The 13000-nt window shown below is 41.1% G+C and carries 12 protein-coding genes; 4 read left to right on the top strand and 8 right to left on the bottom strand.

Features of this window, described 5'->3' with window-relative positions:
• Positions 1-10: 10 nt before the first annotated feature.
• From ACH11B_RS07845 to ACH11B_RS07830, 4 genes are all read right to left on the bottom strand, one after another.
• A complete protein-coding gene (locus ACH11B_RS07845) occupies positions 11-604 on the bottom strand; it encodes an aminodeoxychorismate/anthranilate synthase component II (RefSeq protein WP_013664796.1) in 594 nt (197 codons plus the stop codon).
• A 134-nt stretch (positions 605-738) separates the two neighbouring features.
• Entirely contained in the window at positions 739-2148 is a 1410-nt protein-coding gene (locus tag ACH11B_RS07840) for an anthranilate synthase component I family protein (protein ID WP_130854519.1), read from the bottom strand.
• A gap of 244 nt (positions 2149-2392) precedes the next feature.
• The gene (locus ACH11B_RS07835; RefSeq protein ID WP_130854520.1) at positions 2393-2845 is read right to left on the bottom strand and encodes a cytochrome B; all 453 of its coding nucleotides are present in this window, start codon (positions 2843-2845) and stop codon (positions 2393-2395) included.
• A 107-nt stretch (positions 2846-2952) separates the two neighbouring features.
• A complete protein-coding gene (locus ACH11B_RS07830; RefSeq protein WP_013664793.1) occupies positions 2953-5433 on the bottom strand; it encodes an outer membrane beta-barrel family protein in 2481 nt (826 codons plus the stop codon).
• 125 nt (positions 5434-5558) lie between these two features.
• Between ACH11B_RS07830 and ACH11B_RS07825 the strand changes: the two genes are divergently transcribed.
• Positions 5559-6155, top strand: a complete 597-nt coding sequence (locus ACH11B_RS07825) for a thioredoxin family protein (RefSeq protein ID WP_130854521.1) — start codon at positions 5559-5561, stop codon at positions 6153-6155.
• Between the two features lie 8 nt (positions 6156-6163).
• Here ACH11B_RS07825 and ACH11B_RS07820 read toward each other — a convergent pair whose 3' ends face one another.
• The 3 genes from ACH11B_RS07820 to ACH11B_RS07810 all read right to left on the bottom strand — a co-directional run bounded on the left by ACH11B_RS07820 (position 6164) and on the right by ACH11B_RS07810 (position 8310).
• Positions 6164-6454, bottom strand: a complete 291-nt coding sequence (locus ACH11B_RS07820; RefSeq protein ID WP_013664791.1) for an ATP-dependent Clp protease adaptor ClpS — start codon at positions 6452-6454, stop codon at positions 6164-6166.
• 155 nt (positions 6455-6609) lie between these two features.
• Positions 6610-7488 carry an SDR family oxidoreductase gene (locus tag ACH11B_RS07815; RefSeq protein WP_013664790.1) on the bottom strand — a complete coding sequence of 293 codons (879 nt, stop codon included), beginning with the start codon at positions 7486-7488 and terminating at the stop codon, positions 6610-6612.
• A 60-nt stretch (positions 7489-7548) separates the two neighbouring features.
• Positions 7549-8310 (bottom strand): enoyl-CoA hydratase/isomerase family protein, encoded by a 762-nt coding sequence (locus ACH11B_RS07810; RefSeq protein WP_013664789.1) that lies wholly within the window; start codon positions 8308-8310, stop codon positions 7549-7551.
• 444 nt (positions 8311-8754) lie between these two features.
• Here ACH11B_RS07810 and purD point away from each other — a divergent pair, with 444 nt between their 5' ends.
• Together purD and ACH11B_RS07800 are read left to right on the top strand one after the other, a co-directional pair.
• Positions 8755-10035 (top strand): phosphoribosylamine--glycine ligase, encoded by a 1281-nt coding sequence (gene purD, locus ACH11B_RS07805; RefSeq protein ID WP_377613361.1) that lies wholly within the window; start codon positions 8755-8757, stop codon positions 10033-10035.
• A gap of 238 nt (positions 10036-10273) precedes the next feature.
• Positions 10274-11803 carry a hypothetical protein gene (locus ACH11B_RS07800; RefSeq protein ID WP_377613211.1) on the top strand — a complete coding sequence of 510 codons (1530 nt, stop codon included), beginning with the start codon at positions 10274-10276 and terminating at the stop codon, positions 11801-11803.
• Between the two features lie 93 nt (positions 11804-11896).
• On the opposite strand, the gene ACH11B_RS07795 is transcribed toward ACH11B_RS07800, so the two are convergent.
• Positions 11897-12604: an SAM-dependent methyltransferase gene (locus ACH11B_RS07795; RefSeq protein WP_130854525.1), complete on the bottom strand. Its 708-nt coding sequence runs from the start codon at positions 12602-12604 to the stop codon at positions 11897-11899.
• A gap of 63 nt (positions 12605-12667) precedes the next feature.
• Between ACH11B_RS07795 and ACH11B_RS07790 the strand changes: the two genes are divergently transcribed.
• Entirely contained in the window at positions 12668-12997 is a 330-nt protein-coding gene (locus ACH11B_RS07790) for an MGMT family protein (RefSeq protein ID WP_013664785.1), read from the top strand.
• Positions 12998-13000 lie beyond the last annotated feature (3 nt).

The raw sequence follows: 13000 nt of genomic DNA, 5'->3' as shown, positions 1-13000 counted from the left end.
TGTATGCCGATTAATTATTCAACCAGTTGGCGATCATTTGTTTTCCGTGCTCACTTAAAACAGATTCAGGATGGAACTGTAAACCCTTTACATCATAATAGCGATGAGACAAGGCCATAATCACCCCCTCATCATCGACAGCGGTTATCTCAAGCTCTTCGGGAAATTGTTCCTGTGCTACGGCCCAAGAATGATAACGACCAATGTTAAAGCGTTCGGGCAAGCCTTTAAATAACGGTTCCGTTGATTTTAGAATCTTTAAGGGAGTTGCGGTACCATGCACAGGCCTTTTAAGATTAAATAGTTTCCCTCCATATACTTCAGCGATTGCTTGCTGTCCCAAACAGATACCGAGAATACTTTTAGATGCACCATAAGTACGAATAACGTCCATGAGGAGCCCGGCTTCTTCCGGAATCCCGGGCCCGGGCGAAAGCAAAATTTTATCATAAGCCGCCACCTCTTCGATGCGAAATTTGTCATTTCTAACCACTGTGCAATCCAAGCCACATTCTTGCAGCAGATGCACTAAATTAAAGGTAAAAGAATCGTAATTATCTACCACCAGTATCTTTGGTTCAGTAGCAAGTTTTTTCTGCGTCATTGTTGTTTTTATCAGCGTTTAGCCTTCAGCAATCTGCTGTCAGCTTATTTATTCATTTCTATCGGCTTTTAGCTATCAGCAATCAGCCTCAGCTACCTCGCCATTTCACTACTTAACTATTTCTTATCAACAGCCTAGAGCTCTTCGGCTAAAGTTAACGCTTTTCTGAGAGCGGCTATTTTATTATTAACTTCATTTAATTCGCCTTCTGCCGACGAGTCTGCTACCACACCACCCCCAGCTTGGTAGTGCAATCTATTATTCTTGCTCAAAAAAGTTCGGATCATGATCGCATGATTGAAATCTCCATTGAAACCCATAAAGCCGATGGCGCCACTATAAAATCCACGTTGTTGTTTCTCGTAGCGATCGATCAACTGCATGGCCATATGTTTGGGTGCACCGCTCAAGGTTCCGGCCGGAAAGGTATCGCCTACCACATCAAAAGGATTAGCCCCGTCCTGTAAGGTTCCACTCACTTTCGAAACGAGGTGAATGACATGCGAATAGAATTGCGCCTCCTTGAAGGATCTAACTTCCACATCGATGCAGTGCCTACTTAAGTCGTTCCGTGCTAAATCAACCAACATAACATGCTCTGCACTTTCCTTAGGGTCGTTCTTCAAAGCTTCCGCAACTCGAAGATCCTCTATAGTATTTCCCGTTCTTTTGAAAGTTCCTGCAATAGGATAAATGGACGCCTCATTCCCCTTAATTGTCAGTTGGGCTTCCGGCGAAGAGCCGAATAATTTAAAGTTACCATAGTCAAAATAAAATAAATACGGAGAAGGGTTCACGGAACGTAAGCTTCTGTAAACGTTAAACTCGTCTCCTAAAAACGGCCTACTAAAAGCTCGCGACGGAACAATCTGAAACACATCTCCTCGGAAGATATGCTCTTTCGTTTTTTCAACCAATGATTTGTATTCCTCATCCGTTTTATTGGAACGCTCCTCGCCATTAAGCTCAAATTTGTATTCAGGAAAATTTTTATTTTGAATCAAGTACTGGATTTTGCTCAAACCGTCTTCCTCAGGTTCACCCAAATAATGCTCAAACACATAGAGCTCATTACGGAAATGGTCGATGGCAATCACATAACGATAGACGTGATACTGCAGAAAAGGAATATTTCGTGCTTCATCAATAGGTGTCTTTAAAGTGATATCTTCGAAATGAGCAACGGTATCAAAGGTGAAATATCCAAATAACCCGTTCGTAATAAATTTGAAATCATCAAGGTTATCAGCCGCGAAAGACCGGCGAAAATTGGAAACTTCTTCTCTTAAATTAACGGCATCTGCCGGCTTGCTGCGTTTTTGGCCATCGGGAAAATACATATTTAACTGCTTTTCATTGAGGCTGATACCAGCTATTGGACTGCAACAAACATAACTCATGCTATTTTCGCGACTGTGGTAATCTGAACTTTCCAACAGTAGACTATTGGGAAAAACGTCCCGCAATCGTAAATATATACTCACCGGTGTGGTCGTGTCCGCTAATAACTTTTTAAATCTCGTCTTTAATTGATATGTCTCCATTCTTAAATTGTTAACATTGCTGTAATCATAAGCACAAAAAAACCCGACGTATATGCGTCGGGTTTATAAGTTTCGGCTTTGGTTGATCAATCTATGCCATTATATATGCTCCCGGCGCTGTTCTTTAACAGGCCACCACCAGTTGCGTATTGTAGTATCGATTGTCATGATAAAGCAAACCTACTATAAAATTTTAATATTTCAAATTTTTTTGACTAAAGTTAACATAAAAAGGCTCAAGCCTTTAGAATCCCCAGAAGGTTATAAAGCCTTTTCCAACAGCCATCATAATAGCGGCCAGTATAATAACCAAAGCAATCGTGTAAAATACAGCAATAGACTTGTGTTTAGCGGAGGCATCCATCGCCTTTTTTGATTTGGAATGCCCTACGGTTATTAATATAATGGCCAATACCATCATACTAATATGTTCCACTGTCCAATAACGCAGGTTCGCAGTTTTCATGACGTTGCTCATATCGTTAAACGTAACCATCGAGCTCATTGCATACAGTGCTAAACCTATCAATAACTGGATGTGGCCCGAAATTAAGGTAAATAAATTCAATTTACGGTTTCCTTCTGTGTAGGGTTTCTTTCCAGCCAATCCGCTTATCGCTGAAATAATCGCTAATATTAACAATAAAAGAACCACATAGCGCAGCCCCGAATGTAAATGTTTAAGTCCTGTATACATGTTGTCTAGTTTTTATCGTTAGCAAACTTAGCCAAACTTTCCTTTATATGAAAGTTTATCGGTTAGCTTAGCTGCCATAAAGAAGTAATTTATAGCGGCGAAATATTTTACTGCATTTCGCCACCACTTTGGAAATCTTCCGTATTTTCTTCTCTTCTACGCTTGCGTTCTTGATCGGGGTTACGTTTGCCAAAGCGATAAGAAAGTGTCAACATAGCACGCGGACCTTTCATGAAATTACGTTGGAATTCGCTGTAAAACTGCGCAGTTGTTCTTGTTCCTCCAAACCGGGCCTTGTTGAAGATATTTTGAACATTCAACATGATACTTCCCTTATCTTCCAAAACAGACCACTTGAGTCCGGCATCCGCAAAAAACATGCTGGTCGATGTCCCTTGTGCCATGACACGTGGAGCCATATAATTCCCTCTAAGTTGAGCGGTCAGGCCCTTAGCAATCCTGCCATTGGCCGTTAAGTTAGCATCCCAGTTAAAACCGCTGTTTGCGTCAACGCCGTATTCTTCACTCCCACTGAATGACTGGTAGTTTCCATTGAAGTTGGCCATAAAATCAAAATTTTGGTTCAGTGTGAACTGCGAAATAAGTTCAATCCCCGTTGCGCGATTTTGACTAATGTTACGGAAGGTTGAATAGGTAACATTAGTGCCTGACGCTGCCGAATCGACGATCATTTCCACTACATCGTTCGTAATGCGATGGTATACCGAAGAGGTTAGGTTCATTTTTCCCAGCTTTTTACTATACGCTAATTCCAGGGAGTGAATATCTTCCGGCTTAAGGTTTGGATTTCCTTGTCTATAATTTACGGGATCAGAGATATCCAAAAAAGGATTCACTTGCCATCCGCGAGGACGGTTAACTCGACGTGTGTAACTCAGTTGTAAGGATGAACCTTCTGAGAGTTCCTGTGTCAGGTAGATGCTTGGATAAACACGGAAATAATCCAGTCGCCCTTTAGTCGACCGGTCTTCAGGGGCTAAATTCGGATCATAAGAAAGGTACTCGGTATTTAAATAAGCCTGTTCAGCACGTAGACCAACCTGATAACCGAATTTGTCGCTTAGCTTGTTCTGGTAATTAGCATAAAGAGCATGGACAATATCATCCATATTGAAGTCATTTGTTAGGTTATAATCTCGTTCATATTGCCCCGTGGATGGAGAAAATGCGTCGGACAATTGCTGTTCATCGCTGTAACGTAAAGTTGTTCTGTATCCTGTCTCAAGCTTTTGTTCCTTGCTAAAGGGAAGCACATAATCGACTTGTATATTAACGTTTTCACCATCTTCATACGTATCATTAATCCGACCGGGATCAATTACAATGGAAGGATCCGTTGCCGTTTGCTCAAAAGTCTGGATGCCGTCCTCTTTACTTCTACCGTATGATACATTGGCAGTTAATTCTTCCCCTTCGCGTTTAAATTCCCGTTTGAAATCGAAATTGAACTCGTAACCTGTATCGTCCTCATTCTGGTTAGTGTAGCGTGGACTCGTACCGATGACGGAGCCTGTTGCATCGTAATAAGTATAAAATAGGTCCTCTCGCCGAATATTATCACGTAAATTAAGATTAGCCGATAATCCTAAGGTAGTTTTTTCTGTTGCAAAAAAATCAGCTCCTAAACGAACGGTGTGACTATTCCCCTTCCGTTGGTTATCGCTTATATTGTATACCCTACTTCCATCATTGTAAATATTATTATTAAAGCCGCTCCCTGGATTATTTCTTCGTCTGAAATCGTAGCCTCCAAAATAGTTAAATTTCGTATCGCGATAGTTTAGGTCGATCCCTGCATTGTAATTGTTAAAAGAACCACCTCCTGCACGAGCCATGCCGTTAAAGCCTGTACGGATGTTTTTTTTCAAAATAATATTGACAATGCCCCCTTGTCCTTCCGGGTCGTATTTAGCGGACGGATTTGTCATCACTTCGATTCGTTGTATAGAATTGGCAGGTAATGATTCCAATAGACTGTTAATATTGCTGCCGGCTAATGCCGATTGTTTTCCGTCGATTAAGATTTTAACATTTGTAGAACCTCTCAACCCCACATTTCCATCCATATCCACCGACAGGGAAGGTACATTAGCCAATAGTTCAGAAGCGCTTCCTCCTGCACTCACGATACTTTGTTCAGGATTAAAAATCTTTCGATCAATCCCCATTTGCATAGCAGGCGGTGTCCCTTCTATTACCACTTCCTTTAACATGGTACTTGCCGAAGGGCTTAGCTTTAGGTTCCCTAATGCCAGTGTTTGTGTACCGGTTACACGTAGAGATCGCTTTTCATAAGCATCATAGCCAACAAAGCTGGCGCGTAATAGGTAAGTCCCAGCCGGTATGCCGGAAAAAATAAACTTACCGTCATCATCGGTTTGCCCGCCTTTTATTACTTGGTTCGTCTGTTGGTTCATTAAGGTTACGCTAGCAAAGTCTATGGGTCGACTACTGACGGAATCGACAACAATGCCGCTTATCTTCGCAAGGTCTTGCGCCTGCAAAAGGAAAGGTCCTAGGCATAAGGTTAAGAATAATGTAATATTTCTTACCACTTGTAACTTCATTGTATGAATCTATTTAATTTTAGCTTTATCTGACGCCGTCAAAATTAACATTATCAATTAGTCTAGGACTCCTTTTTTGACAATAAGATTAACCCGTAACACCATTATTACAGTATCTTCGCGGCATGTCTTTAAACCATATACCGCAAGAAAGATTTAGCTACGATGCTTATATAGAACTGGTGAAACAGCTTGTAGAAAAAAGACAGACTACAGGTCCTGACCAATCCTCGTTTTTAGCCAATTTTACGGCATTAAATCTGGTAAGAATGCAGCGCATTGGTAAAATGATCACTCTGAAAAAGTCTTTGCTTACGAAGCTTTCACAATTGAAGCGACAATATGTTTTTACCGTCATTACAGAAGCTTGGTGTGGGGATGCTGCTCAGATATTACCGGTTATAGCCAAAATAGCGGAAGCCAATCCTAGCCAGATTGATTTATTTATCGTTTTGAGAGACAGCAATACAGATTATATGGACCAATATTTAACCAATGGGGCACGTGGGATTCCGAAATTGATTATCTATGACGTGGCCGAAAATAAAGAGATACTTAACTGGGGGCCACGGCCTAAAGAACTGCAGCTATACATCGAATCGCTAAAAGTTATGGGTTTAAGTAAAGAGGAATGGATTGAAAAAGTGATGTTATGGTATACGAAAGATAAAACGAAAACCACACAAGACGAGTTGGAAGAGGCGATCGGTACACTTCAATAACGAAGGAACTACTCAATGCTAACGGTTAAGCCCTCTTCTTTCAGAATTTTCCTATAAACATCCACTTCAGTGTATGTGCCCTCCAGTACCGCACATTTCCCTTCGTTATGCACCTTCCATGCAATTTTCTCAGCCTGACTTTCGCTATAGTCTAAATACTTCATTAGGCAGTGAATTACATGGTCGAATGTATTTATGTCATCGTTCCACAAGATTAACCGATGATACTCTTTAGTAACCGAGAGAATTTCTTCCAGTGTAAAGGTCTCTTCCTGTACTTGTGTTTCAGCCATCTTCATTGTTCAAAGCGCTATCTAAATTTCATTATTACTCACTGGAAATCCCCATTAAAAGCGAGGCAGTCGAGCTAATGAATACGTCAAATTAATATCCGGATAAGTTTAGCAAACTTAGATAAAGTTACTTTTTTTCACAAATGTTTATTTTTTTTGTGCTAGCTTCCCTTCGTTTTTTTTCCCTGCTGTATGAGCTGTTCCCACATCTCTTCCGGAATAGCTTCCATCGCACTAAACTGTCCGGCACCTTGCAACCATTCACCTCCATCTATCGTAACCACTTCACCGTTCACAAAGAGCGCGTAATCAGAGAGCAAAAAGGCTGCTAAATTGGCTAACTCCTGATGGTCGCCAACCCGTTTAAGCGGAACCCTAGTTCGAAAATCAAACTTTTCAGCAAGCGCTCCCGGCAATAAGCGCTCCCATGCTCCTTTAGTTGGGAAAGGACCAGGGGCAATGGCATTATGCCGAATACCATATTTTCCCCACTCTACTGCGAGCGATCGTGTTAAAGCCAGCACGCCTCCTTTTGCTGCTGCCGAAGGTGCAACATAAGCAGAGCCCGTAAACGCGTAAGTTGTGACTATATTTAAAACCGAAGCTTTTATTTTATTTTCTATCCAATATTTTCCAAAGGCAAGCGTCGCATTAACCGTCCCCTTTAAGACAATATCGATCACGGCTGAAAAGGCATTAGCGGATAACTTCTCTGTAGGCGATATAAAGTTCCCCGCTGCATTATTTACGAGCGCATCTATTTTACCAAAGCTTTCCACTCCCTTAACCAAAACGGTTTCTATATCCTCTGTTTTGCGAACGTCACAGGCAATCGCCAATACCTGGCCTTTTGTGCTATCCATGATTTCTTTTGCCGTATTATCCAACACTTCCTGCCTTCTACTCGCAATGATCAAATTGGCGCCAAGTGCCGAAAAGTAGGTACTCATGGCTTTCCCTAAACCGGTACCACCTCCTGTTACAACTATTGTTTTTCCTTTAAGCGCATCATCGCGTAGCGCGCCTTGTATTTTTTCCATAATTATGCAGACTTTTGTGGCTATTTAAAAACTTACCTTAGAAATTCTTTCATCTGAACATCACTTCTTTGTTAAATTACCAATGATTGTCTTGAGTATGCCTCTTGTGGAAGGTTCCCACCACTGTGCAAGCAATTTATCAACTACTTCTGTAGCATCTTGATTGAATCGATGAACAAGCTCCTTGCGTAATTCTCTCTTGCTTTGTTGCCAGGTATTCCAATTAAAATTCAAATACCTTTTCATTTGCTTATCGGCCTTCGTGTGTAGTTGATTTATTGGTACCAGCTCATCAATCAACCCTTCTTCTAAAGCGCGTTGCGGCTGTAACAATTCGCCCGTCAGCAAATACCGATAAGCTTTGGCCTTTCCTATCCAAAAGCTGTATAGCTCAAAAATGCTCTCGGGTACAATAATACCGACAGGCACCTCGTTTAGTCCGATAATAAAGTCACCTTCTGCCATTATTCGGTAGTCACAACAAAGAGCCAGCACACATCCGCCTGCCGGGCTATGCCCACCAATAGCAGCAACAGCCGGCTTGGGAAAGGAAACAAACGTTTTTACAAGATCTAGAAATTGATACCAAAAAGCTTTTATTTGCTTCTCATCATAATTGTACAAACTGATTAAATCCAATCCGGCACTAAAAAAGCCCTCCTTCCCATAAAGTATAATTCCGCCGATGCGTTCATCATTCCCTACGATCTCAAGCGTATCTTTTAATTCCGCAACCATTTCGGCATGTAATGCATTGGAACTTCCTCTGTTTAGCATGATATGAGCAATATGCTCTCTTATCTCCAATTTTAAATATTCCATGTTCTTTGGCTGTTAGTTATTTGTTATCCGTTATTGGTTATTCGGTGTGAGTAATTGTTGCAACTTTGATAGAAAGGTACTACTCAACTACTCAACCACTTCGCTATTCAACTACTTAACGATTCCACAAGATACACTTTTTCCGGTGATGATTGATAAAAGGAAAAAGCTTTCATAAAGCAGCTCAATAATTCATGAAAAAAAATAACTTTGCGGTATTGGTAGGAATATCCTCAAAATTTAAGAAATGAAATATCCATGATTGCCAAACATAAACTCAATGACCACGAAGTAGCATGAGTGTATAAAAAACAAACAGGTTACGAATAAAATAATCTGGATATTCCACCTGCCTACCGGTAGGCGGGTATGACCATTAAAGAACAAATGCGAAGCATTCATGAATACAATTGAATGCAAACACGAATGAATAATTATTTACATATGAATATTTTATTGATTGGTTCCGGGGGAAGGGAGAGTGCTTTTGCTTATAAGATTGCTCAAAGTCCATTAACCTCACAATTATTTATTGCTCCCGGGAATGCGGGCACCGACGCTTACGGAAAAAACGTAGATATCAAGGTTACTGATTTTGCTTCGTTAGGTACCTTTGCACTAGAGAACGATATCCACCTTGTAGTAGTTGGCCCGGAAGAGCCGTTAGTAAAGGGTATTCATGATTATTTTTTGCAAGATGCACAGTTGAGCAATATTCCTGTGATTGGACCGACGGCAGACGGAGCCCAATTAGAGGGGAGTAAAGACTTTTCTAAACAATTCATGCAACGCCATGCAATTCCAACAGCAGCCTCCCGTTCGTTTACAAAAGAAACCTTGGAAGAAGGTTTACAATACCTCGAGACCAGAAAATTACCCATCGTTTTAAAAGCAGATGGTTTAGCCGCCGGAAAGGGAGTGCTGATCTGCGCTGATTTGATAGAGGCAAAAACGGAACTTCGCGCCATGTTGGCCGATGCTAAATTCGGCGAAGCAAGCAACAAGGTTGTTGTTGAGGACTTTTTAAAAGGCATAGAATTATCTGTTTTTGTCTTGACAGACGGAAAAGACTATAAGGTTTTACCAGCAGCAAAAGACTATAAACGTATAGGAGAAGGCGATACAGGTTTAAACACCGGTGGGATGGGTTCCGTTTCACCTGTACCTTTTGCGGACGAAGCTTTTTTGCTTAAAGTCGAAAAGGACATCATTAAGCCCACCATCGAAGGCCTAAGAAAGGATAATATTCCCTATAAAGGCTTTATCTTTATAGGTTTAATGAATGACGACGGTAATCCTTATGTCGTAGAATACAATGTACGAATGGGGGATCCGGAAACGGAGAGCGTACTCATTCGTATCGAAAGTGATTTCGTCGATTTATTAATGGGAGTAGCCGAAGAAAATCTAGCGACAAAATCATTTAAAGTGTCAGAAAAAACCGCAGCTACTGTCATGTTGGTATCCGGCGGATACCCAGGGAAATATGAGAATGGCAAAATAATCAGCGGATTGGAAAATGTCAAAGAATCTTTGCTATTCCATGCCGGTACAACGCTTGTTAACGAAGAAGTCAAAACGGCCGGAGGCCGTGTTATTGCTGTAACTGCTCTTAAAGACAATCTGCTGGAAGCCCTACAGCAAGCCACAGCTGATGCTGGGCGGATTTACTTTGAGGGTAAAAATTTTAGGAGAGATATTGGCTTTGACCTTATAAACTACTAGCCTCCTCTTTAGTAGCATGCCTAAAACCGAAATGGCTTTAGGCACGCTTAACCTATCCCACACGCAATTTATCATCCTGTTCACTTTGTTCATTCTTAGCTCTGTCTTAGACAGTTAAGGCAGAATTAGCTATTATTGCAAAGAGAGTCACCGATAATTGACATTATCCGTCTCATTCATGGTTTTCTTATCGCTTTATAAGGAAAACCTACCTATAACCTAAAAAACTAAACGGATTATGAAAACGTTACTTTACAAATCTTGCTTCTTGTTTCTCCTTTTCCCTTTTCTGTTTTTAAGTTGTGAGAAACCGGCACCTCAGCTTCCAACCAAACCGCAGGAAGAGACCTTACACACTGTTCGTTTTAAGCTTAAGGGCTTTTCAACAAGTATTACACCACTTGCAAGCCCTCATTCCTTGAGTTTGTCGCGATTGTCTAGCCACGGAGCCCCTAGCTTAGTGTCTGCGATGCCATTAGAGCCGAGTCCTCAGGAACAATATGTATACTTTTGGTCTTTTAATGAGGAAAATTTATTACCGGATATAGCAATCAACACTTCATCAGCATCTATATCCTTTCAAGCAGCTGACACATCACCTGGTTTTACAGCTGGTTACGGATTGAGTCCTTATCCAGCTGGTAGAAGCTTAAGTTTAAAAGGCTTACAATCTTTGGTGATTACTATGCCGTTGACGGGCGTTTCTGAGATAAGCAAACTGGCCTTTGATGTAGGAAGCTCGGGAACCGGTCCGAAGAACTTTAGCCTGTATTTCTCAACAGACAATGGCAACTCCTACACGCTTTTATCAGCCGACAATCAGTTTGCCAACACGAAAGACAATGCTAGAAATAGTTATGAGTTTAATTTATCGGATCTGCGTACGATTATACAAGCGCAACGTTTAACGATCAAGATAGAGCCTTTTGAAGGCGAAAGGGGAGATGCGAACGATTTCGATCCAAATCGTGGTACTTTTAAACTCGATAACTTCCGCCTTTCCGGTATTTATAATCAAGACAGGCCGGAAGAGTCGACAGACAACATTAGCAAAATCCATTATTTTATCTTTAATGCGGACGACCATTTACTAGCATTGCAAGGCAGTACGACGTTCAATCCTTCGGACGAAGGAGTTGATTTATCCTTTAAATTATCTTCGGGAAGCTATTACGCCTTCATTACCTCCAATGTTTCAAAAGCGGAGTTATTATTGCCACAAGTCCTAACAACGGCCTCTGATCTATACCTTTCTAATCGTTTCAGCAACCACGATGCACATATCTTCGGGGCGCACATCCCCCATTTGGAGGTTAACAGCAATACACAAATCGACGTTAGCCTGAAACGGTATTTTAGTCAGGTGAAATTTGAATTTACGGACGAAGAAGACTTGGCTCATGTACGGAAAATTAGCATCCATAGCGAACATGCCCCACTTGTTTACACCCCATTTAGCACCTCTCCAAGTTCCGTAGAAGATGAAGCAACAAACATTGTATTTTATCCACTATTCAATAGCGATCATAAAAGCTTAAGTTTTAATCAATTCATTGGGGATGTAAGCAACCCTGTTGAATTAGGTTATATCGTAAATGTTTATGATGAGGACGATACATTATTGAGGACCTTTACAGTCAGCAGCTCCATAAAAAACAATGTACAGTTACTGTTTAAAGGTAAACTACTAGTGGATGCAGACAAACAGAATCAATTTCAGATTGAATGGAACCAAGCATGGGATGATAATCGAACGGAAACGTTTTGATTCCCATTGTACAAATTAACAGCGTGTACTAAAAGATTAAATCTTAAGGTACGCGCTGTTTGGAATAACAGCATTACTTATTTAAGATAATCCTTAAAGCAGTAAAAAAATCGCTGGTTTTTTATGCAGATCCACCTTTTTCTTTTTCCAGTTCTCAATGCTATCACTACTGATCCATTCATCCGGATCGGTAATATTGCACGCAATGCATAAACGGGTTTTAGGGGAGCATACCTTCAACACTTCTTCCAACAATTGATTATTTCGAAAAGGAGTTTCCATAAATAACTGGGTTTGCTTAGCTTTCTGAGCAACCTGTTCTAATTCTTTTATTTTCTTTGCACGGGCCGCTTTATCAATAGGCAAATATCCATGGAACGCAAAAGTTTGCCCATTGAATCCTGAAGCCATCAACGCCAATATCATCGAGTTAGGCCCCACAAGCGGTCTCACTTTAATACCCAGTTGATGGGCTCGGGCAACAATATCTGCGCCTGGATCCGCAATTCCCGGACAACCCGCCTCGCTCATTAAACCGACGTCCTTACCTTCCAGCAAGGCCTTAAAAAAGCGATCTTTATCGTATTCATCTCTTGCATGTTTCCCATAATCATGAAGGACCAATTGTTGCTGCGGCATTTTCAATCCTGCTTGCTTTAAAAATTTACGGGCCGTTTTTTCGTTTTCGACGATATACTCATCAATCGCATTGACGACCTCAGAAAAATAAGTGGTATAAGACGCCGATGCTGCCTGATCAGATAACGGTACCGGCAATAAATATAACGTTCCTTTAGACATGACACAAAGATGCAGTTTTTAATAGGGAAAATAACTAATTTAGCAATTTAAGCAAGTTCCACGGTGGAAGAACTAAATTTTTACGAGTGTGTTTATGCGTTGGTTAGACAGATTCCGGAAGGAAGGGTTACTTCTTATGGAGCTATCGCACGGGCACTTGGAAGGGACGGTGCTGCACGAATGGTAGGTTACGCAATGGGAAATGCCGGAAAAGCTGATCCACCGGTTCCCGCACACCGCGTACTAAACAGCAAAGGCCAGTTAAGTGCTAAAGCAGCTTTCGGTCATCCCACCTTGATGCAGCAGCTCTTAGAAAACGAAGGAATCACAGTAGAAAACGATCGAGTAGTTAACTTCAAGACCATTTACTGGGACCCACTGAACGAATTATAACAA

It is taken from the genome of Olivibacter sp. EAT-5 (genome assembly GCF_044784325.1).
GTDB lineage: Bacteria > Bacteroidota > Bacteroidia > Sphingobacteriales > Sphingobacteriaceae > Olivibacter > Olivibacter oleidegradans.
The sequence above is the reverse complement of the archived record's forward strand: the minus strand, read 5'-3'. Positions and strand labels throughout refer to the sequence as shown.

Excerpts from the sequence above, each read along its gene's own strand:
- ACH11B_RS07795 (WP_130854525.1), bottom strand. The coding sequence starts at position 12,604 with ATGTCTAAAGGAACGTTATATTTATTGCCGGTACCGTTATCTGATCAG.
- ACH11B_RS07800 (WP_377613211.1), top strand. The coding sequence starts at position 10,274 with ATGAAAACGTTACTTTACAAATCTTGCTTCTTGTTTCTCCTTTTCCCT.
- purD (WP_377613361.1), top strand. The coding sequence starts at position 8,755 with ATGAATATTTTATTGATTGGTTCCGGGGGAAGGGAGAGTGCTTTTGCT.
- ACH11B_RS07830 (WP_013664793.1), bottom strand. The coding sequence starts at position 5,433 with ATGAAGTTACAAGTGGTAAGAAATATTACATTATTCTTAACCTTATGC.
- ACH11B_RS07835 (WP_130854520.1), bottom strand. The coding sequence starts at position 2,845 with ATGTATACAGGACTTAAACATTTACATTCGGGGCTGCGCTATGTGGTT.
- ACH11B_RS07825 (WP_130854521.1), top strand. The coding sequence starts at position 5,559 with ATGTCTTTAAACCATATACCGCAAGAAAGATTTAGCTACGATGCTTAT.
- ACH11B_RS07840 (WP_130854519.1), bottom strand. The coding sequence starts at position 2,148 with ATGGAGACATATCAATTAAAGACGAGATTTAAAAAGTTATTAGCGGAC.
- ACH11B_RS07815 (WP_013664790.1), bottom strand. The coding sequence starts at position 7,488 with ATGGAAAAAATACAAGGCGCGCTACGCGATGATGCGCTTAAAGGAAAA.
- ACH11B_RS07845 (WP_013664796.1), bottom strand. The coding sequence starts at position 604 with ATGACGCAGAAAAAACTTGCTACTGAACCAAAGATACTGGTGGTAGAT.
- ACH11B_RS07810 (WP_013664789.1), bottom strand. The coding sequence starts at position 8,310 with ATGGAATATTTAAAATTGGAGATAAGAGAGCATATTGCTCATATCATG.
- ACH11B_RS07820 (WP_013664791.1), bottom strand. The coding sequence starts at position 6,454 with ATGAAGATGGCTGAAACACAAGTACAGGAAGAGACCTTTACACTGGAA.